Genomic DNA, 21,533 nt, shown 5'->3' on the forward strand with positions numbered 1-21,533 from the left:
TCATGAGCGCAGAGATCATCACCGTCCCGGCCCATGTGCACGGCTACCCCGGTATCGCCTTCGGCGGCTATGTGGCGGGTCTGCTGGCCGACCGGTCGGAGGCCAAGACGGTACGCGTGGACTTCCGCGGGGTGGTGCCGGTGGAGACTCCCGTCCGTATCGCTCAAAGTCCGGACGGCGGGGCCGAGTTGACGTCCCACACCGGAGACGGCGCCACCGCACTCGCGCTCGCGAGCCCGAGCGATTCGGCCATCGACGTGCCGGACGCTCCGTCCTGGACGGAGGCGCTGGCCGCCACAGAGGCGCGGCTGCGCGTACCGCAGGAGGGGTTCAGCGACTGCTTCGGCTGCGGGATCGCGGTCGCGCCCGGCCGTGGACTGCGTCTGTTCCCCGGGCGCGTACCGGGCCGGGATCTGGTCGCCGCCGCCTGGACGCCGGACCTCTCGCTCGGCGGGGCCGACGGCCAGTTGCCCCCCGAGGCGGTCTGGTCGGCGCTCGACTGCCCCGGCGGGGTGGCGGCGCTCCTGCTGGGCACGGCGAAGCCCGGCCTGGTGACGGTGGCGCTGACGGCGACGACACCGCGGCCGGTCGTCGCGGGCGAGCCGTATGTGTCGTACGCCTGGCTGGTCGCCGAGTCGGGGCGCAAGCACACGGTGGGCATCGCCCTGTCGACACCGGAAGGCGAACTGTGCGCGGTGGCCGAGGCGCTGTGGCTCGACCCGCGCGCCGGATGAGCGGGGCGGTCCGTACGCGGCCGTAGGGTCGGGGGATGCCCGTCTTCCGCGTACGGCACCATGCGCCGCGACCGCCAGCCGACACCTGGCTGCGGGTCACCGACTGGCCGGCCCATGCCGCCTCCGTCCCCCTGACCAGGACCGTCGTCCTGACGCCGCCGCCTGCGGGCGAGGGGACGCGGTTCGTGGCGCGTACGGCGGTGGGGCGGTTCACCGTGGTCGACGATCTGATGGTGGTGGTGCGGTGGGAGCCGCCCACGGACGGCTCCCCCGGTGTCTGCCGCGTGGAGAAAGAGGGGTCGGTGCTGACGGGCTGGGCCGAGATCGAGGTCGCGGCCGAAGGCACCGGGTCGGCCGTCACCTGGACGGAAGAACTCTCCATCGCCCGCCTCCCCGCCTTCGCGGACCCGCTCGTCGCCCGCGCCGGACGCTTCGTCTTCGGGCGCGCGCTCGCCGCGATGTTGCGGCCCTGATCCATTACACCGGCAGTGCCACCGCGGGCTCCCGCTCGGCGGCCACGGCGCGGCCCGCACCCCGCAGGGTGACGAGCGCGAGCACCGCGGCGCCCGCCATCGCCACCGCCGCGCCGATCGCCGCGTACCCCATCCCGTGCACGAAGGCCTCGTGCGCGGCGTCGAGCAGTTCCCCGTGCGCCACCCCACTCGCCCCGCCGACCGTCTCCCGTACGGCGTCGGGCGCACCGGCCAGGTCGCCCCGGTAGACGGCCGCCCCGATCGATCCGAGGATCGCCATGCCGAGCGCCCCGCCCAGCTCCTGGCCCGATTCCAGTACGGCGGCCGCCGAGCCCGCACGCTCGGGCGGGGCCGCGCCGAGGGCGAGTTCATTGGCGAGGGTCATCGCGGCGACCAGGCCGCCCGCGTAGACCGCGGATCCGGCGAGTACGAACCAGAGCGCCGACGCGGTGTGCACCTGGCTCAGCCAGGCGAAGCCGCAGGCGGAGACCAGGAATCCCCCCGCCATGACGTACGCGCGGTCGAAGCGCTGGGCGAGCACGGCGCCGGTGGGGGCAAGCACGGCCACGCCCGCCATCGGGACCAGCGACCAGAGGGCTGCGGTCAGCGGGCTCATTCCGCGCACGGACTGGAGGTACTGACTGAAGAAGACGGCGAATCCGACGGTCGCGAACATGGCGAGGAGGTTGGCCGCGAGGGATCCGCCGTAGACCTTCTGCCGCAGCAACTCCAGGTCGATCATGGGGTGTTCGAGCTTTCGCTGCCGCCGCACGAAGAGGAAGCCCACGACGAGTCCGGCGGCGACGGTGAGCACGCGCACCGGGGAGTACCCGTGGGCGGCCAGCTCCTTGATCCCGTAGATGACGGGCAGCAGCGCGGTCAGCGAGAGCAGTGCGCTCAGTACGTCGAAGCGTCCGGCCGCCGGTGCCTTGAACTCCGGCAGCAGGAAAGGCGCGAGGAACAGCAGCAGCGCCATCGCGGGCAGATTGATCAGGAAGACCGAGCCCCACCAGAAGTGCTGGAGCAGCAGTCCACTGACGATCGGGCCGAGCGAGATGCCCATGGTCATCACGGTGGTCCAGAGCGCGACCGCCTGCCCGCGCTGTTTCGGGTCGCGGAAGAGGTTACGGATGAGGGCGAGGGTGGACGGCATCAGCATCGCGCCGCCCACACCCAGCAACGCCCGTACACCGATGAAGACTTCGGCGCTGTGGGCGTACGCGGCCGCCACCGACGCGAGACCGAAGACCGCGGCCCCCGCGAGCACCAGCCTGCGCCGGCCGATGCGGTCGCCGAGCGCGCCCATCGTGATCAGCAGTCCGGCCAGGACGAAGCCGTACATGTCGAGGATCCACAGCTGCTGGGTGGCGCTGGGCTCCAGGTCCTGGCTGATGTAGGGGATCGCGAAGTAGAGGATGGAGACGTCCATGGAGACGAGGAGCAGCGGGAGCATCAGGACCCCGAGGGCGGTCCACTCCTTGCGGCCCGCGCGGGGGCTCGTGGCGAAATCTGCGCTGGGATTCATGTGGGACACCGAAGCAACGCGGCGCGTACACCGCAAACATCTCCCTAGGGCACCCCAGTGCACTCCTCGCCCGAACAGGGAGTTCACCGGCGAGTGCACTAGTACGGTACGGGAATGACCGCCGACCCGCCCTACCTCCTTATCGCCGCCGAGATCCGCCGCCGCATCCTCGCCGGCGAGCTCTCCCCCGGCGACCGCGTCCCCTCGACCCGCACCGTGGTCCGCGAGTGGGGCGTCGCGATGGCGACGGCCACCAAGGCGCTCTCCGCCCTGCGCCAGGAGGGCCTGGTGCGGGCCGTGCCCGGGGTGGGCACGGTCGTCACGGACGTCCGTCCCGAGCCCCGTACGGGGGCCGCACCCGCGCTCACCCGTGACCGGATCGTGGTCACCGCGGTCCGACTGGCGGACGTGGAGGGGCTGCCCGCGCTCTCCATGCGCCGTGTCGCAGCCGAACTGTCCAGCTCCACGATGGCGCTCTACCGGCACCTCCGCAGCCGGGGCGAGCTGATCGTCCTGATGGCGGACGCGGCGTTCGCCGAGGTCCCGCAGGAGCGGCCGACCGGCGACTGGCGCGCCCAACTGGAGGCGTCCACACGGTGGTTGTGGGCGGTGCACGGCCGCCACCCCTGGCTGGCGCAGGCCCTGGCCTCCTTCACCCGGCCGACGGTCGCGCCGTACGCGATGCGGTACACGGAGAGGGTCCTGACCTCGCTGCGGTCCACCGGTCTGGCTCCGTACGAGATGCTCCACACCCATCTGACCCTCTTCGGATTCGTCCAGGGCGTGGCGATGGCCGCGGGCCTGGAGGACCAGGCGCGGCAGGACACCGGGATCTCCGACGAGGAGTGGATGACACGGAACGAGCCACAGTTCGAGGCCATCGCCGCGGCTGGTGGACTACCGGTCATGAACGCCCTCTTCGACGAGGAGGATTTCGAACTGAACATGGACTCGCTCTTCGAATTCGGCTTGCAGCGCACGCTCGACGGCGTCGCGGCATTGATCAACGTTGCATCCGCATAGCGAACAACTCCCTTCGGGCAACGGACACTTTCCAGCCAACTTCTTGATGCGCTCCTGACAGAACGTTCTCCCCCCTGCCACTCTTCCCTCGTTCTGCGCACAGCTTGCTCTGCTAGGGCGGCCCGACCTGCCGCCCCAACACCCCCCTTTGCAGAAGGAGTTCGCGTGAGACCCACGCATCGTCGCGCCACAGCCACCGGGGCCCTTCTCGCCGCGGCAGCACTGCTCGCCACCGGAATCCAGACCGGTGCGGCATCAGCCACTCCGCAGGCGGCCCCCTCCGTCACCGCGGGCAAGGTCAACCCCGGCGCCCTGCCGGCCAAGCTGTCACCCGCCCAGCGTGCGGAGCTGATACGCCAGGCGGGGGCCACCACTGCGGCCACCGCCAAGGAGCTCGGCCTGGGCGCCAAGGAGAAGCTCCAGGTCAAGGATGTCGTCAAGGACCAGGACGGCACCCTGCACACCCGCTACGAGCGCACCTACGACGGGCTTCCCGTCCTCGGCGGCGACCTCGTCGTGGCGGAGAGCAAGGCCGGGAAGACCGAAGGCGTCACCAAGGCGTCCCAGGCCTCCCTCACCGGCGTCGACACCAGCGCGGACGTCGCGCCGGCCGCCGCCGAAAAGACCGCGCTGGCCGCCGCGAAGGCCGAGGGCTCGTCGAAGACGGCCGCCGACCGGGCGCCCCGCAAGGTGATCTGGGTGGCGCAGGGCAAGCCCACGCTGGCGTACGAAACCGTCGTCGGCGGGTTCCAGGACGACGGGACGCCGAACGCGCTCCACGTCATCACGGACGCCTCCACCGGCAAGAAGCTCTTCCAGGACCAGGCCATCGAGACCGGTGTCGGCAACACCGAGTACAGCGGCCAGGTCACGCTGGGCACCACGCAGTCGGGGTCGACGTACAACCTCACCGACGCCGGCCGCGGCAGCCACAAGACGTACAACCTGAACCACGGCACGTCCGGCACGGGCACGCTCTTCTCCGGCCCGGACGACGTCTGGGGCAACGGCCTGGCGTCCAACGCCGAGACCGCGGGCGCCGACGCGCACTACGGTGCCGCCGAGACCTGGGACTTCTACAAGAACATCCTGGGCCGCAACGGCATCAAGAACAACGGCGTCGCCTCCTACTCCCGCGTCCACTACGGCAACTCGTATGTGAACGCCTTCTGGGACGACAGCTGCTTCTGCATGACCTACGGCGACGGCTCCGGCAACGCCGACCCGCTCACCGCGCTCGACGTGGCGGGTCACGAGATGTCCCACGGTCTCACCGCCGCCACAGCGGCCCTCAACTACAGCGGTGAGTCGGGCGGCCTGAACGAGGCCACCTCCGACATCTTCGGCACCTCGGTGGAGTTCTACGCGAACAACTCCACCGACGTCGGCGACTACCTCATCGGCGAGAAGATCAACATCAACGGCGACGGCACCCCGCTGCGCTACATGGACAAGCCCTCCAAGGACGGCGGCTCCAAGGACTCCTGGTACTCGGGGCTCGGCAACCTCGACGTCCACTACTCCTCGGGCCCGGCGAACCACTTCTTCTACCTCCTGAGCGAGGGCAGCGGCACCAAGGTCATCAACGGTGTCACCTACAACTCGCCGACGGCGGACGGTCTGCCGGTCACCGGCATCGGCCGCGACAAGGCCATCCAGATCTGGTACCGGGCGCTGAGCACGAAGTTCACCTCGACCACCAACTACGCGGGCGCCCGTACGGGTGCTCTCGCGGCGGCCAGTGAGCTGTACGGCGGCACCACCAGCACCGAGTACAAGGCGGTCCAGGACGCGTTCGCGGCCATCGCGGTCGGCGCACGCTCCGGTGGCGGCACGGACCCGGGCGGCAAGGTCTTCACCTCCAACACCGTGGTGTCCATTCCGGACGCCGGCGCTGCGGTCACCTCGTCGATCCCGGTCACCGGTGTCACGGGCAACGCTCCCGCCACCCTCAAGGTGGACGTGAACATCACGCACACCTGGCGCGGTGACCTGGTCATCGACCTGGTCGCCCCGGACGGGTCGGCGTACCGGCTGAAGAACTCCAGTGGTTCGGACTCGGCCGACAACGTCATCGCGACGTACACGGCCAACGCCTCCTCGGAGGTGGCCAACGGCACCTGGAAGCTCAAGGTCCAGGACGTCGCGGCGCAGGACGTCGGGAAGATCAACAGCTGGAGCCTGACCTTCTGATGAAGGTCCGCACCAGCTGATTCCGGCCAGACCGGGTGGGGCGTCTCCCTGGACACACGGGCGACGTCCCACCCTCCACCGAACATTTTCAGCCATGACCGTTTTGCCCTCCTGACATGAGCGCGCCACTTCTGCAAGGCTTCACCCGCACCAAGAGGCACCCGCACTTCCCACCCCCCACCCTTAGAAAGGGAACTTCAGGTGACCCCTCAGATATCCCGCTCTACACGCGTAGCCGGATCGATAGCCGCCGCCGCACTCCTGGCGACCGGCCTCACCGGACTCGTCTCCTCCCCTGCCGGCGCCGCCCCCACAGCCGCCGGTGCACAGCCGCTCTCCCTCTCCGCTTCGCAGCGCGCCGAGCTGATCCGTGAGGCCACCGCCACCACGGCCACCACCGCGGACACGCTCTCCCTGGGCAGCCAGGAGAAGCTCGTCGTCAGAGACGTCATCAAGGACGCGGACGGCACCACGCACACCCGGTACGAGCGCACCTACGCCGGACTCCCGGTCCTGGGCGGCGACTTGGTCATCCACCAGGCCAAGTCCGGCACCGTACGAAGTGTCACCAAGGCCACCTCCAAGTCCATCGCGGTGCCGAGCACCACGGCCGCCCTCAAGCCGGCCGCGGCCCAGTCGAAGGCCCTCACCACGGCCAAGTCCGCGGGCGCCGAGAAGGCGACCACCGACCAGGCCCCGCGCAAGGTGATCTGGGCGGCCTCCGGCACGCCCACCCTCGCGTACGAGACAGTGGTCGGCGGCTTCCAGGACGACGGCACCCCCAGCCAGCTGCACGTCGTCACCGACGCCACCACCGGCGCCAAGCTCTCGCAGTGGCAGGCGGTCAAGACCGGTACCGGCAACAGCGAGTACAGCGGCAAGGTCACGCTGGGCACGACGCTCTCCGGCTCGACGTACCAGCTGAGCGACGCGGCCCGCGGCGCCCACAAGACGTACAACCTGAACCACGGCACGTCCGGCAAGGGCACGCTCTTCACGGACGCCGACGACGTGTGGGGCAACGGCGTGGGCACGCAGGTGCAGACCGCCGCCGTGGACGCCCACTACGGTGCCGCGCAGACCTGGGACTTCTACAAGAACGTCCTGAAGCGCAACGGCATCAAGAACAACGGCGTCGCGTCCTACTCCCGCGTCCACTACGGCAACTCGTATGTGAACGCCTTCTGGGACGACAGCTGCTTCTGCATGACCTACGGCGACGGGTCGGGCAACGCGGCCCCGCTGACCGCCCTCGACGTGGCCGGACACGAGATGTCCCACGGCCTCACCGCCGCCACCGCCAACCTGAACTACAGCGGTGAGTCGGGCGGCCTGAACGAGGCCACCTCCGACATCTTCGGCACCGCCGTGGAGTTCTACTCCAGCAACGCCTCGGACGTCGGCGACTACCTCATCGGCGAGAAGATCAACATCAACGGTGACGGTACGCCGCTGCGTTACATGGACAAGCCGAGCAAGGACGGCGGCTCCCTGGACGCGTGGAAGTCGACCGCGGGCAACGTCGACGTCCACTACTCCTCGGGCATCGCCAACCACTTCTTCTACCTGCTGAGCGAGGGCAGCGGCGCCAAGGTCATCAACGGCGTCAGCTACAACTCCCCGACCTCCAACGGGTCCACGGTCACCGGCATCGGCCGGGACAAGGCCATCCAGATCTGGTACAAGGCCCTGACCACGTACATGACGAGCACCACCAACTACAAGGCGGCCCGCACGGCCACGCTCAGCGCGGCCTCCGCGCTGTACGGCGGCACCACCGGCGCCGAATACAAGGCCGTCGCCGCGGCCTGGTCGGCAGTGAACGTCAGCTAGTCACCGCCCCGCCCCAACAGACACCCCCCACAGGAGCCCCGTCGTCCGCCACCCGGCGGACGGCGGGGCTCCGGCGTTGCCCGAGTGGCGCACCAACTGGCATAGATACATGCCCTGTTGTGTTCATCCGGTCATGACTGTTTTCGATGAAGCGGCACGCGACCTGATCGACGGACGGAAATTCGCCACCGCGGCCACGCTCCACGCGAGGAGCGGAGACCCGCAGACCTCCGTGGTCCGGGTGCTGCGGGACGGCGACGAGCTGCTCTTCTCGACCCTCGCCGGACGCCAGAAGGCCCGCAATCCGGCAAAGGACCCAAGGATCAGCGTGACCGTTTCCGACCGGGAGAACCCGTACCGCACCGTGGAGATCCGGGGCACCGCCGTGGTGACGGAGGACGTGGGAAACACCGTCCAGCACGAGGTCTCACAGAAGTACGTCGGCCGGCCTCCGCCCGCCGACAGGGCCGGTGAGGTCCGGGTGGTCGTCCGGATCTCACCGGCCAAGGTGAACTACTTCTCCGTGTGACGCGGGCGGAAGGTCACGCCGGGTTGTTCGCGTGGGTGAGGGTCTCCCAGGCCACGAAGAGGTTGTTGGAGCCGGCCGGGCGCTGCTGCTCGGTCAGCGCCTGGGTGTTGGTCATCGCGTAACCCAGCCTGGTGTGAAGGGCGTTGAAGCCGACCTCGGTGATGGGGCCGAGGCCGTCCTTGAGAGTTCCTCCGCACAGGTTCGACGGGACGGCCGCGCCCATCATGTACTTGGACTGCAGACCGAGCGCCTGGCGCAGCCGCTCGCCGACCTCCGGGTAGAGGTCCTGGCCCTGGATCCGGCTGGTCTCGGCGATGTGCGAGATGGCGGAGATGCCGTAGCCGGTGTGGGTGAGGTCGCGGCAGGTCTCCTGCGTGAGGCCGTCCATGAAGACGGACTGCCCCTGCCAGTACTTGATGATCGCGGCGCTGCCGCTGAGGCCGCTGCCCGGGGCGACCTTGGGCAGGGCGCCGTCGGAGCTGAGGTAGATGTACGCGGGGACGCGGCCGCGGAAGGTGGCGACGGCCTTGTCGTAGGAGGTGCGGTCCTCCAGGAAGACGGAGATGCCGATCGCGGCCTCCGTCATCGACAGCTCCCAGTTGCCGTTGGACTGCGAGCCCTTGATGACGGTGGGGAGGTAGACGTTCTTCAGCATGGTGCCGAAGCGCGCGGAGTTGGGCCAGCCGCCCGTGTAGGTGTACTTGACGATCTCGGCGGCCCGCGGCCAGACCGAGCCCGCCCAGCCGGTCTGCAGCGGGGCGTTGCTGTTGGTGTGGGACTTGATCACGGCCGACCAGGCGTCCATGATCTGGATCGCCTTCTGCGCGTACTTGGCGTCCTGGGTGATGTAGAAGGCGAGGGAGAGCGTGTACGCGGCGATGGCGTCCTCGCGCTCGTCCGTACAGCCGTAGTTGGGGTTGGAGTAGGACCCGCACTCGACGGTGGCGCGGGGTGCGGCGGTACGGGTCAGCGAGGCGTACTTGCTCGCCATCATCTGGTCGTACGCGGCCTTCCAGGGGGCGGCTCCCGCCTGGACCTTTCCGCGAACGAAGTCGAGCTGAGGACGGCTGACCAGTACGCCGGGGTGGGTGAAGGCGGTGGGGGCGGCGGCAACCGCGGGAGCGGCCTCGGGCGTTGCCTTCGCCGCGGACGCCTGGGGTATGAGGGTCAGGGCCAGCACGCCCGCGATTCCTGCGGCAGCGGACGCCGTCCAGATTCTCAGGCGGTTCTTCGAGCGGTGGGTGCGCATGTGGGGGGCCTTCCGGTCGGGGACCAAACGCCAACTTCGTTCATTCACATGAACGTTGCTCTTCATGCTGAACTCGATGATGCGTGTGGAAACTAGAGGGATTCCATGAACGCGTCAAGAGTTACGTTCAAAAAACGAAGGGGCCCGGTGCCGCGAAAGCACCGGGCCCAGCAACGATCACCGTCGGTCACGGTCAGCGCATCAGTACGCCCGCGCCCTCCCCCGTCGCCTCGGTCGGCAGCGCGACCAGACCGAGGTCCGCGCTGGTGGCGAGCAGCCGGTGCGCCGGCAGGATCCGGACCGTGTACCCGTAGGGTCCCGTGCGGTCGAGGGCGAGCGGCCCCTCGTACACCCAGCGCCCCTCCACGTCAGGACCCCCGGTCGGCTTCAGCGGATAGGTCTGCGCATCGGCGATCCGGTCCTGCGAGTCGACGCGCCCCGAGACCGCCTGCACCTCGACGTCGTCGGGCCGCAGCCCGCCGAGGGCGGCGCGCACCCGCAGCGAGAGCGTGGACCCCAGCTCGGCGGCGCCGTTGACCGCGGTCGCCGCGAGCGCCTCCACATGGTCGACGTGGACATAGGGCCAGGCGGCGCGCACCCCTGCCTTCCACACTGCCAACTCCCTTGCGGTGTCGGGGTCCAGAGCCCGGTGGGCGTGTGCGGCCGGTGCGTAGAGGCGCTCCACGTACTCCCGTACCATCCGCCCTGCCAGCACCTTCGGGCCGAGTGTGACCAGCGTCCGGCGGACCATCTCGATCCACCGGTCGGGGAGCCCGCCGTGCCCGCGGTCGTAGAAGCGCGGCGCGACCCGCTCCTCGATCAGCTCGTACAGCGCGGCCGATTCGAGGTCGTCGCGCCGGTCCTCCTCCGTCCCCGAACCATCGGCGGTCGGGATGGCCCAGCCGAAATCGGGCTCGAACCACTCGTCCCACCACCCGTCGAGGACGGACAGATTCAGACACCCGTTGAGCGCCGCCTTCATCCCGCTGGTCCCGCAGGCCTCCAGCGGGCGCAGCGGATTGTTGAGCCAGACGTCGCAGCCCGGATAGAGCCGTTCGGCCATCGCCATCCCGTAGTCGGGGAGAAAGACGATGCGGTGGCGCACCCGCGGATCGTCCGCGAATCGCACCAACTCCTGAACGAGTCGCTTCCCTCCGTCGTCGGCCGGGTGCGCCTTCCCCGCGACCACGATCTGGACGGGCCTGGTCGGATGGAGCAGCAGCTCCATCAGCCGGTCGCGGTCCCTCAGCATCAGGGTGAGCCGCTTGTACGAGGGGACCCGCCGCGCAAAGCCGATGGTCAGCACGTCCGGGTCCAACACCCCGTCCACCCAGCCCAGTTCGGCGTCCGACGCGCCGCGCTGCCGCCAGGAGGCGCGCAGCCGGGACCGTACCTCCTGCACCAGCTGCTCGCGCAGCACCCGCCGCAGGTCCCAGATTTCCGTGTCCGCGATCTCTGCGACGGCGTCCCAGCGCTCGGAGCCGCCGACCGACAGTGCATTTTCCGTACGCTCCATGCCGATCTGCCGGGCGCCGAGACGGAAGACCTCGGGTGCCACCCAGGTCGGAGCGTGCACCCCGTTGGTCACGGATGTGATCGGTACCTCGTCCGGGTCGAATCCCGGCCACAGCCCGGCGAACATCTCCCGGCTGACCGCGCCGTGCAGCGTGGAGACCCCGTTGGCGCGCTGGGCGAGGCGCAGTCCCATCACCGCCATGTTGAAGAGGTTGGGCTCGCCGCCGGGGTAGGTCTCCATGCCCAGCTGGAGCACCCGCTCCACATCGACCCCCGGCAGCTCCCCCTCGTCCCCGAAGTGATGGGCGACGAGCTCCCGGTCGAAGCGGTCGATCCCGGCGGGCACGGGCGTGTGCGTGGTGAAGACGGTCCCTGCCCGTACGGATTCGAGCCCGGCGTCGAAGTCGAGGCCCTCCCCCACGGCGAGCTCGCGGATCCGTTCCAGGCCGAGGAACCCGGCGTGCCCCTCGTTGGTGTGGAAGACCTCGGGGTCCGGGTGCCCGGTCAGCCTGCAGTACGTACGGACGGCTCGCACGCCGCCGATGCCGAGGAGCATCTCCTGCAGCAGCCGGTGCTCGCTGCCGCCCCCGTACAGCCGGTCGGTGACGTCCCGCTCCCCTGCCCCGTTCTCCTCCACGTCGGAGTCGAGCATCAGCAGCGGTACGCGTCCCACGCGCGCCACCCAGATGTGCGCCCGCAGCGAGCGCCCGCCGGGAAGCGCCAGGGCGACCTGGCTCGGCGCCCCGTCCGGCTCCCTGAGGAGGCTCACCGGCAGCTCGTTGGGGTCCAGGACCGGATACTGCTCCTGCTGCCACCCGTCCCGCGACAGCGACTGCCTGAAGTACCCGTGCCGGTAGAGAAGCCCGACCCCGATCAGCGGCACGCCTAGGTCACTGGCGGCCTTGAGGTGGTCCCCGGCGAGGATGCCGAGGCCGCCCGAGTACTGCGGGAGCGCGGCCGTCACCCCGAACTCGGGCGAGAAGTAGGCGACGGCGGCGGGCAGTTCGCCGCCCTGCGCCTGGTACCACCTGCCGCCGCCCAGATAGTCCTGCAGATCGTCGGCGGCGGCGCTCAGCCGCCGCAGGAAGCGCCGGTCCAGTGCCAGTTCCGCGAGCCGCCCCGCCGATACGGACCCGAGCAGCCGCACCGGGTCCCCTTCCGCCGCCTGCCAGCCCTCGGGGTCGACGGCCTGGAAGAGGTCACGGGTCTCGGTGTGCCAGGACCAGCGCAGATTGCGCGCCAAGTCGCTCAGTGTGCGGAGGGGTTCGGGGAGGACGGGCCGTACGGTGAATCGACGAATGGCCTTCATACGTGCTCCACCTTCGCAAGCGAGGTACAGAACACCTCCGAAGGTAGCCCCCGCCGCCCTCCGCAACCACGGCGCACTCGGGGCACTCGGCGCGGCGCGGACTCCTGGATACCGCCTAGACGACCGGAACCCCCAACTGGCCTGCCTCATAAGGGGAACCCTGGTTGACGGCCAGGGTGTCGAACGCGCCGGCGGCCGCGTACCGCGCGGCGATGGCAGCCAGCTCCGCCGCCGGGATCACGTCGTCGATGTCGGTGAATCCGCCGGGCGCCCGCTCGTGCGCCAGGCTGATCACCACCTCCGGCCCCAATTGCCGGTTGGACAGCTGGAGTCGGGTCATCGCGGGCCTGCGGTCGCACTCGTACGCGAGGAGCCCTTCGGCCGGGCCCCCACCGCCTGTGACCGACCGGGCCAGCGCATGGGCCAGTGCGCGGGCGTCGACGATGGACTGGGTGGCCCCGTTGGAGCCGATGGGATACATGGCGTGGGCCGCGTCGCCGATCAGGGTCGTGCGGCCGTGCGTCCAGCGCGACAGGGGCTCGCGGTCGACCATCGGGTACTCGTAGGCGCTGTCCGCCCCGCGCAGGATCTCGGCCACGTCGACGCCGTCGAAGACCCAGCCCTCGTAGTGGTGGAGGAACTTGGTCACCGGGACGGACCGGTTCCAGTCGCCCCTGCCGTCGTCGCCCTCGGCGGTTCCGCGGCCGGTGCCGGTGACCGCGTCGGCGGGCATGGCGAGCGCCCAGTTGACCAGGACCCGGCCGCCCGCGGGCTCGGCCATGGGGTAGACGACGGCCTTCTGCCGGTTGTCTCCGGCGATGAGCATGAAGGTCCCGGCCCGGTCGGCGTCCATCCATGTGGTGCCGCGCCAGACGAGCATGCCGTTCCACGGGGGCTCGCCCTCACCGGGGTTGAGGGCCGCGCGGACCACGGACCGGATGCCGTCGGCGCCGATCAGGACGTCCGGGGAGAGCGAGGCGAGGGCACCCTCGTCGCGGTGGCGCAGCTCCACCCGGGGGCTGCCGTCGGGGATCCGGCCGACGGCGGTGACCTTCACACCGGGGACCAGGCAGTGCGGGCCGAGCCGGTCCCGTACCGCGTCGGCGAGCGCCATCTGGAGGTCACCGCGCTGCACGGAGAGCTGCGGCCAGGAGTAGCCGGCGCCCAGGCCGCGCGGCTCACGGGAGATGAGGCCTCCGCTGCGGTGGTAGTAGCGCAGCTCCCGGGTGCGTACGGCAGTCGTGTCGAGCCGCTCCAGGAGGCCCAGCGCGTCCAGCTCGCGTACGGCGTTGGGCATGATGTTGAGACCGGCGCCCACGGGCTGGATCTCCCGGGCGGCCTCGATGACGGTGATCTCCTCGAATCCCGCCGCGTGCAGGGACAGCGCGGCGGTGAGTCCGGCGATTCCGCCGCCCGCGATCAGGATCCGGGGCTCGGTTCCGGGCACATGGCGTGACATGGGTCGGGTCCTCTTCTCTGATGCTCTGGTGCACAGGTGCTCTGGTGCTCAGGCGGCCTGGGTGCGCGGGCGGGTCGACCGGCGTACGAGGGTCTCGTTGTCGCGCGTCAGGTCGAGTACCGAGCGGAGCAGTTCGATCGGGGCGCCGCCGCTGCCGTTCTCGTACAGCCGCACGTCGTCGCTGTAGGCCTTGCGGGCGATGGTGATATGCCGGGCGCGGAAGGTCTTGAGGGTGCGCAGTACGTCCGTGAGGGCGAGGGCGGCGTCGGCGAGCGGCGCGGGCAGCCGGTCGGCGTTCTCCCAGCTGACGGCGGCCGACAGCTTGCCCACGGCGGAGGGGCTCCCGGCGTGCGCGGCGTGGAAGGCGCGCCAGGACGGCAGGCTGTAGGGCACGGACTCGGCGATGAAGGAGTCGTACGAAGGGCCGCTGCGGTCGGACTGCCACAGCGTCAGATCCACCAGCCAGAGCGGCACTTGGGCGGCTGCGGGGCCGAGGTAGTCGCGTCCGTCGACGGTGAACTCCTCGAAGTACGGGCGGAGCACCTGGGCGAAATAGACCGGGGAGACATGGGCGACGGTGTAGTCGATGGCGGCGACCATGGCCCGGACGTGCCGGTCGGTTCGCCGCAGGGCGAGGGCGAAGGCGGGGTCGTACGGTTCGAGGCCGGCCAGCTGCTCACAGGTGGCGAGGGAGGCGACGAGGCTGGGGAAGACCATCCGTACCGCGTCCTGGAGGCAGGCCTCCATCGGGTCGCCCGTGTACATGCGGCGGCGCCCGTCGGCCGGGTTCCAGGCGGTGTAGTGGTGCACCGTGTCCCGCGGAATCATGTCGGTGCGGTGGCCCAGCTCGACGAGGACCGGCAGGAGTTCGGGTGCGGCGTCGAGCGGCTGGACCCCGTGCCGCTTGAGTGATCCCGCGACGATTCCCAGGTCGCGCATGGCGGCGAGCGCCGAGACCGTGTCGAAGGCGGCCGTCCGGTCGGGGCCTGGCACCAGGGAGCGCAGCGCGACGGTGAGGGCGGCGATGTCGGCGGCCTCGTTCATGGCGGGCAGCACCCGGCAGACACCGTCGGCGCCCAGGGGGTCGGCCTCGCATATCTCGGCTATCCGGTACAGCGGCTCCTGGCGGGCGGCCAGGTCGACGAGCGGCACAGCGGTAACAGGCTGGCTGGACAAGGGAGTTCTCCTGAAGAGGTCATGAAGGAGTTCACGAAGGCGGTCACGGAGGGGACCTGCGCGTACGGGCCGGTCAGCGCACGCGGTCGGGGTCGTGCACGTCGGTGCGTAGAGCTCCGCCGGAAGCGGCTGCGGCCCCCGGCGGCCGCAGCCGTACGGACAGCAGCGCCGCCAGCGCCGCGAAGGCGGCCCCGGTCAGCAGCGCCGCCCGGAAGCCTTCGGTCATGCCGTCGGCCGAGGTGTCGGGCCCCGTCGCCACCCCCACGAGCACCGCGAGGCCGAGCACCGAGCCGAACTGCTGGCTGGTGTTGACGAGCCCGGAGGCAAGCCCGGTCTCCTCGATGGCGGCCTCGGCGGTGGCGGCCACATTGGTGGTGACCATGACGAGCGGCAGTGCGACGCCGATCACCAGGCTGGGGGCGAGGACGGTCGTGAAGAAGGTGCCGTCGGCGCGAAGTGCCAGAGCCAGCCAGAGCATCCCGCCGAAGAGCAGGACGAAGCCGGACGTCATGGTGGCGCGCAGCCCGAACCGGTACAGCAGCCTGCCGGTCTGCGGGGCGGTGGCGACGACGACCAGCGACAGCGGCAGCAGCCCGAGGCCGCCGGTCAGCGCGGACTGCCCGAGCACCGACTGGAGGTAGAGGCTGACCAGGAAGAACATCGGGAAGAGCGTCATCTGGGCCAGCGCGCTGAGCCCGTTGGCGAGCCGCAGGGTCGGCCTGCTCAGGACGCCAGGGGGCACCAGCGGGTACGCGGCCCGGCGCTCGACGCCCGCGAAGGCGGCGAGCAGCGCCACGCCCGCGGCGGCCGTCAGCCAGGTCCGGGGGGCCGTCCATCCGTACTCGCCCGCGCCGACCAGCGCGTAGGCGACGAGGCCGAGGCCTCCGGTGGCGGTCAGCGCCCCGGCGAGATCGAAACCGGCGGTGCGCTTTCCCCGCGTATCCCTGTCGAGCAGCCGCATCGCGAGCGCCGCGAGGACAAGACCGCCCACCACGTTCATCCAGAACGTGGAGCGCCAGCCGAGCCCTGAGGTCAGCACCCCGCCGAGGACGGTGCCGAGCACCCCGCCGAGCCCGCCCATCGCCGCGAACGCGCCCAGCGCACGGTGGCGCCCGGGTCCGTCGGGGAAGAGGATCAGCAGCAGCGCGAAGGCGGCGGCAGCGGCGAGTGCCGCGCCCACGCCCTGCACGGCCCGTGCGGCGATCAGCAGTTCGGGGCTGCCCGCGAGGCCGCCTGCCGCGGAAGCCGCGGCGAGCAGCGCGAGCCCGGCGACGAACAGCCGCCGGTGGCCGAAGAGATCGGCGGTGCGCCCGCCGAGCAGGAGCAGCCCGCCGAAGGTGATCAGATACGCGTTGGCCACCCATGAGAGCCCCGCGGAGCCGGACCCCAGGTCCTCGCCGATCGACGGCAGGGCGACATTGATGATCGCGGTGTCGAGGATCATCAGCAGCTGGGTGGCGGCGAGCAGCGCGAGTGCCGCCCCCGGTCTGCGCGCGCTCACGGACGTACTGCCTGCCCCAGCGTGTAGCTGTCGAGACAGTGCCTGGCCAGCTCCTCGCAGCTCGCGGTGTCGCCCTCCCACGCCTGCTGCATCAGATAGATGTGCGGCGCCCCGTGGTAGAAGCGCTCGTACTGCTCGTGCCGTCCCGCGAACTCCGAACCGAGCGCGTCCCAGGCCAGCTTGAGGAGTTTGATGCGGTCCTCGGCGGGGTGTCCGGGCGAGCGGATGTACTTGGCGACGAGCGGCCCGATCTCCGGGTGCAGCAGGTCGGCGCCCGAAGCGGGGAGCTGGATGACGCCGCCGCCGCAGAGCATCTTGATCTCCTGCACGGCCTGCGGGTAGAGCTCACCGGCCATGATGCGCTGGGCGAAGGAGATGTCCTTGCCGGGGGCGACGCCGCCCTTCCCGCCGTCGATCTCCTCGTACGAAGCCTCCGCGGCCAGCACGAACGCCTTGGCCTGGGCGACCTTGCCCATCAGCCGGCCGATCGCCTGGGTGACGGGCGGCAGTTGGTAGGTGTTGTTGGCCTTGGTGATCAGGATCGCGATCCCGGTGAGGAATTCGAGCTTGGTCCAGAAGCGGGTGGCGGCCTGGTGGACGAAGTTGCGGTAGGCGGGGGTCTTCCACCACATGCCGAAACTGGCGTCCACATTGCGGTACGTGAGCACGTTCTCCCACGGTACGAAGACGTCCTCGCAGATCAGCAGGGCGTCGTTCTCGTCGAAGCGCGAGGAGAGCGGGTTGTCGAAGACGCTGCGCGCCTGGGCCTCGTAGGAGGTGCGCGAGATGAACTTGAGCCCCGGGGTGTCGATCGGCACGGAGAAGCAGAGCGCGTGCTCGACGTCCTGCGGGGCGAGCGGCTCGATGGTGCCGACGATGACCTCGTTGCCGAAGACGGCCGCGGTGCCGATCATCTTGGCGCCGCGTACGACGATGCCGCCGTCGCGCTCGGCGACCACCCGTACGACCAGGTCGTCCTCCTCCTGCTCGGAGGCGGACTTGGTGCGGTCGATCTGCGGGTTGGTGATGGTGAAGGTCGGATACAGGTCGCCCTCGGCGAGGCGCCGGTGGTAGGCGAGCGCGTTGGCGGACCCGTCGAAGGACTCCGTGGTGAAGAGCTGCGGTGCGGCGGCGAATCCGGCGGCGCCGCCCGCCATGTAGTCGGGGGTGCGCCCCAGGAATCCGTAACTCGCCTCGGCCCACACCTTGTACGCCTTCCGCCGGGCGACCAGGTCCTGGTAGCCGCGCGGGATGGCGAAGGCCCGGTGGACGCCGCCCTCGGTGAGGGTCGCGGAATGCTCCGAGGAGTGCGCCAGGTCGTAGAGACCGGCGATGGAGGCGGCGGTGTTGCGGAAGGCGGGGTGCGTGGTGACGTCCTTCACGCGCTCCCCGTCGAGCCAAATCTCGCGGCCGTCGCGCAACGACTCGGTGTACTCCTGGCCGGACCTGGTCAACTTTTCTCCTCAGACGGAAGGTTTCTGCCTCCGACCCTGTCGGCCGCCGGGATGCGGGGCAATGAACGACCGTCCTGCGGTCCTTAAGAACCGGCCAGCCGGGGCGCGCCCGAGCTGCGGAATTCGCCCGGTGTCCGGCCGAACCAGCTCTTGAACGCCAGATGGAATCCGACGGCGCTGCGGTAGCCGACCCGCTCGGGCACCGCGGACTGCGGCAGCACGGTCTCACCGAGCAGCCGGGCGGCCTCCTGCATGCGCCGCCCGGTCAGATGCCGTCCCGGGGCCTCGCCGACCAATTTGCGGAAGGCGGCGGTGAAGGCCGAGCGGGACATTCCCGCCTCGCGGGCCAGCAGATCGACGGTCCATGGCTCGGCGAACCGGGTCGCGATGATCACCATGGCCTTGCTGATGCCGGGGTGGCGCAGGGCGGGCAGCGAGGCGGGGTGCGCGGAGAGCTCGTGCAGCAGCGGCCGCAGGGCCAGCACCAGCGCCATCTCGAAGGCCCGCAGGGTGACCAGGCGGTCGCCGGGGCCCACCGGGCGGTCGGTGGCGGCGAGGAGGGCCAGGGTGCCGGCGAGGAGGGGTTCGCGTACGACCTGCGTACGGTCCAGGACCAGCGCCCAGGGCAGCGCCCGGTACAGGCCCGTGGCCGCACTGGCGTCGTAGTGCAGTCCCGCGCAGAGCAGCCGGCTCGCCGGCCCGCTCCCCTCGATACGGATCTCCCCCGAGGTGCCCGGCTGCCGCTCGGGCAGTACGGCCCGCAGCGGCACGCCGAGACGCTCCGGGCGGTCGGAGAGGCGGTGGGCGTCGCCGGTGGGGAAGAAGGCGACGTCACCGGCTTCGAGGCGCATCGGCTCGTGCCCCTCGCCGGTGATCCAGCAGCCGCCTTCGACCATGTAGTGCAGTACGGCGCAGGCCTGTTCGGCGTCGCCCTCGATGGCCCAGGGCGACTGGACGTGCCAGCGGCTGTCGAAGACACCGGTCAGCCGCAGGGGCTTGAGCAGTTCGCCGATGAGGTCCTCGGGCTCGTTCATGGACGATCCCTCAACCCCCACCCCGGTTTGTTAATTGATCCTCCGAACCTGTCACCGCCAGCCTGGAGAACAGAACCGGAAACGGCTCCTCCACCCTACCGACCTGCCCCTCCACCGAAAGGCCCTCACCCCCATGACCGAGCACACCCCGCAGCGCTGCGCCGTCGTGGGAGCGACCGGATTCCAGGGCGGCGCCGTGGCCCGCCTGCTCATCGAGCGCGGCCATCGGGTCCGCACCCTGACCCGCCGCATCCCCGCGGACCGCCCCCAACTGGCCGGTCTCTCCTACGTATCCGGTGACCTGGGCGACCGCGACGAGGTACGGCGGCTACTGGAGGGCGCGACCCACGCCTCGGTGGTGATGCCGCTGAGTTACGACCCGGTCCTGATCGAGTCGTACGCACGCAATATCGGCGAGGCGGCCCGCGAGAGCGGGGTGCTGCGCATCGTCTACAACGCCAACACCCGTGTCCCGGCGCATCCCACCGGCGTGGCGGCCTTCGAGACGCGCCGCCTCGCGGAGTCGGTCCTGAGAGAGAGCGGGGTGGATCTGGTGGTGCTGCGCCCGCCGGTCTATCTGGACAACCTCTTCAGCCCGTGGAACGGGCCCGCGCTGATCGAGGACGGACTGCTCGCCTACCCGCTGCCCACGGCCACCGAGACGGCGTGGATCTCCCACCGCGATCTCGCCGAGGCCACCGCGGCCGCCCTCTTCACGGAGGCGGACGAGGTGGTGGGACGCACCTTCGACATCGGCGGCGAGCGCTCGCTCACCGGTGAGGGACTGGCGGCGGAGTTCGCGCTCGGCCTGGGCCGCAGTGTGCGCTACGAGGCGCTGCCCGCCGACCTGTTCGAGAAGGGCCTCGCCCAGGTGATCGGCGCGGCCGCGGCCGCGGGGGTGGCGGGGATCTACCACTACATGGCGACCGGCGACGACCCGCACCTGATGGCGGGCGACGGCGGCGAGGCGGCACGGACGCTCGGCATCACCCCTCGGGCGGCGGACGCCTGGGTGGCCACTCAGCCTTGGCAGATGTGGGCCACCCCGGAATCCGCCTGAAGGGTACGGGGAAGAGCCGCCCCGCTCCTCCCCGTATCTTCCGGTGCTTCTTCCGGTCTTTCTGCCGGTGGGCCGGGTCAGCCCACGCGGCGCAGGGCGTCGGGGGTGAGGTCGGCGAGGGAGGGATAGCCGTCGACGGCCATGATCAGGTCGGCCTCCGCCAGGACCGAGCGCAGGACGTGGGTGACACCGTCCGTGCCTCCGAGGGCGAGACCGTAGGCGTACGGCCGCCCGATCCCGACCGCGCTCGCCCCCAGGGCAACGGCCTTGACGACGTCGGCGCCGCTGCGGATGCCGGAGTCGAAGAGCACGGGGAGCCCGTCGGCGGCCTCGACGACACCGGGCAGCGCATCGAGCGCGGGCAGCCCGCCGTTCGCCTGCCGGCCCCCGTGGTTGGAGCAGTAGACACCGTCGACGCCGCCGTCCCGTGCCCGTCGTACGTCGTCGGGGTGGCAGAGCCCCTTCACGATCAGCGGCAGGGAGGTGATGGAGCGGAGCCAGGGCAGATCGTCCCAGGTGAGCGGGTTGCCGAAGATCTGCGTCCAGCGCAGGACAGCGGCGCCCATGTCCTCTTCCGGTTCGCGGGCGAGCTGGGCGCGGAAGACGGGGTCGCTGGTGTAGTTGGCGAGACAGTGCCCGCGCAGCTGGGGGAAGTTGGCGGTCGCGAGATCCCGGGGACGCCAGCCGGTGATCCAGGTGTCGAGCGTGACCACGATGGCCTTGAAGCCGGACTTCTCGGCCCGTCGCACCAGGCTCTCGGCGAGCTCCCGGTCGGTGGGCGTGTAGAGCTGGAAGAACCCAGGGGTCTGCCCGAGCGCGGCGGCCACGTCCTCCATCGGGTCGGACGAAAGCGTCGATGCGACCATCGGGACCCCGGTACGGGCGGCGGCGCGCGCGGTGGCCAGATCGCCGTGGCCGTCCTGCGCGCAGATCCCCAGGACCCCGATCGGCGCCATGAAGAGCGGCGAGGGAAGGGGGATCCCGAAGAGATCGACGCTCAGGTCGCGCTGCGCGGCCCCGACGAACATCCGCGGGACGAGCCCCCACCCGTCGAAGGCGGTGACGTTGGCGCGCTGGGTGCGCTCGTCACCCGCTCCCCCGGCGACATACGACCGCACCGACGCGGGCATGGCGGCATGCGCGGCGGCCTCCAGCTCGGGATGGGTCAAGGGGTACTCCGGCACGATCCCGCCGAGCCCGTTGAGGTAGATCTCGTCCTGGTAGGAACCGAACGTCCCGGTCATGGTCCAGCCTCTCCGAAGGGGTCAGGCCGCGCGACTCACGGCGGCCCGACGCTACCCCGGGGGGTACGGACACCGGCCCTCTCCCTCCCCTGCGGGCGATATGGCCGATTCCGCCCCGTCGTACGGTCTCGTGGCGCTTCACACCGCACGCAAGGCTGCCGAGGCTGACACCGCCGGCCTTGAGGACGGCATTGACCGTGAAGGCGACATGGTGCGGCCCCG

Annotated in this window: 16 protein-coding genes; 7 read left to right on the top strand and 9 right to left on the bottom strand. The window is 70.6% G+C overall.

Going from position 1 to position 21,533, the window contains the following annotated elements; genetic code table 11:
- The first annotated feature begins 2 nt into the window (after positions 1-2).
- The gene (locus tag J0695_RS07870; RefSeq protein ID WP_206961141.1) at positions 3-734 is read left to right on the top strand and encodes a PaaI family thioesterase; all 732 of its coding nucleotides are present in this window, start codon (positions 3-5) and stop codon (positions 732-734) included.
- A gap of 35 nt (positions 735-769) precedes the next feature.
- Positions 770-1,207, top strand: a complete 438-nt coding sequence (locus J0695_RS07875; protein ID WP_206961142.1) for an SRPBCC family protein — start codon at positions 770-772, stop codon at positions 1,205-1,207.
- A gap of 4 nt (positions 1,208-1,211) precedes the next feature.
- On the opposite strand, the gene J0695_RS07880 is transcribed toward J0695_RS07875, so the two are convergent.
- Positions 1,212-2,732: an MFS transporter gene (locus J0695_RS07880; protein WP_242552350.1), complete on the bottom strand. Its 1,521-nt coding sequence runs from the start codon at positions 2,730-2,732 to the stop codon at positions 1,212-1,214.
- Between the two features lie 114 nt (positions 2,733-2,846).
- Between J0695_RS07880 and J0695_RS07885 the strand changes: the two genes are divergently transcribed.
- The 4 genes from J0695_RS07885 to J0695_RS07900 all read left to right on the top strand — a co-directional run bounded on the left by J0695_RS07885 (position 2,847) and on the right by J0695_RS07900 (position 8,310).
- Entirely contained in the window at positions 2,847-3,755 is a 909-nt protein-coding gene (locus J0695_RS07885) for a TetR/AcrR family transcriptional regulator C-terminal domain-containing protein (protein ID WP_206961143.1), read from the top strand.
- A gap of 165 nt (positions 3,756-3,920) precedes the next feature.
- Positions 3,921-5,948, top strand: a complete 2,028-nt coding sequence (locus tag J0695_RS07890) for a M4 family metallopeptidase (protein WP_206961144.1) — start codon at positions 3,921-3,923, stop codon at positions 5,946-5,948.
- A 201-nt stretch (positions 5,949-6,149) separates the two neighbouring features.
- On the top strand, positions 6,150-7,781 hold the full coding sequence (locus tag J0695_RS07895; RefSeq protein WP_206961145.1) for a M4 family metallopeptidase: 1,632 nt from the start codon (positions 6,150-6,152) through the stop codon (positions 7,779-7,781).
- Positions 7,782-7,914: 133 nt separating this feature from the next.
- Entirely contained in the window at positions 7,915-8,310 is a 396-nt protein-coding gene (locus J0695_RS07900; RefSeq protein WP_206961146.1) for a PPOX class F420-dependent oxidoreductase, read from the top strand.
- Between the two features lie 13 nt (positions 8,311-8,323).
- Here J0695_RS07900 and J0695_RS07905 read toward each other — a convergent pair whose 3' ends face one another.
- The 7 genes from J0695_RS07905 to J0695_RS07935 form a co-directional block, all read right to left on the bottom strand.
- Positions 8,324-9,559 (bottom strand): alginate lyase family protein, encoded by a 1,236-nt coding sequence (locus J0695_RS07905; RefSeq protein ID WP_206961147.1) that lies wholly within the window; start codon positions 9,557-9,559, stop codon positions 8,324-8,326.
- 193 nt (positions 9,560-9,752) lie between these two features.
- The gene (gene glgP, locus J0695_RS07910) at positions 9,753-12,383 is read right to left on the bottom strand and encodes an alpha-glucan family phosphorylase (protein ID WP_206961148.1); all 2,631 of its coding nucleotides are present in this window, start codon (positions 12,381-12,383) and stop codon (positions 9,753-9,755) included.
- Positions 12,384-12,498: 115 nt separating this feature from the next.
- A complete protein-coding gene (locus J0695_RS07915; RefSeq protein ID WP_206961149.1) occupies positions 12,499-13,842 on the bottom strand; it encodes an FAD-dependent monooxygenase in 1,344 nt (447 codons plus the stop codon).
- A 48-nt stretch (positions 13,843-13,890) separates the two neighbouring features.
- Entirely contained in the window at positions 13,891-15,018 is a 1,128-nt protein-coding gene (locus J0695_RS07920; RefSeq protein WP_242552351.1) for a monodechloroaminopyrrolnitrin synthase PrnB family protein, read from the bottom strand.
- A gap of 73 nt (positions 15,019-15,091) precedes the next feature.
- On the bottom strand, positions 15,092-16,519 hold the full coding sequence (locus J0695_RS07925; RefSeq protein ID WP_206961150.1) for an MFS transporter: 1,428 nt from the start codon (positions 16,517-16,519) through the stop codon (positions 15,092-15,094).
- Positions 16,516-17,973, bottom strand: coding sequence for a 4-hydroxyphenylacetate 3-hydroxylase family protein (locus tag J0695_RS07930; RefSeq protein WP_206961151.1), 1,458 nt, complete (start codon positions 17,971-17,973; stop codon positions 16,516-16,518). The genes J0695_RS07925 and J0695_RS07930 overlap by 4 nt, the downstream gene beginning before the upstream one ends.
- Positions 17,974-18,056: 83 nt before the next feature.
- On the bottom strand, positions 18,057-19,007 hold the full coding sequence (locus J0695_RS07935; protein WP_206961152.1) for an AraC family transcriptional regulator: 951 nt from the start codon (positions 19,005-19,007) through the stop codon (positions 18,057-18,059).
- Positions 19,008-19,140: 133 nt separating this feature from the next.
- Between J0695_RS07935 and J0695_RS07940 the strand changes: the two genes are divergently transcribed.
- On the top strand, positions 19,141-20,067 hold the full coding sequence (locus J0695_RS07940) for an SDR family oxidoreductase (protein WP_206961153.1): 927 nt from the start codon (positions 19,141-19,143) through the stop codon (positions 20,065-20,067).
- Between the two features lie 77 nt (positions 20,068-20,144).
- On the opposite strand, the gene J0695_RS07945 is transcribed toward J0695_RS07940, so the two are convergent.
- Entirely contained in the window at positions 20,145-21,311 is a 1,167-nt protein-coding gene (locus J0695_RS07945) for an alpha-hydroxy-acid oxidizing protein (protein ID WP_206961154.1), read from the bottom strand.
- Positions 21,312-21,533: the final 222 nt, after the last annotated feature.

The sequence above is a fragment of the Streptomyces beijiangensis genome (assembly GCF_017315755.1).
Lineage (GTDB): Bacteria > Actinomycetota > Actinomycetes > Streptomycetales > Streptomycetaceae > Streptomyces > Streptomyces beijiangensis.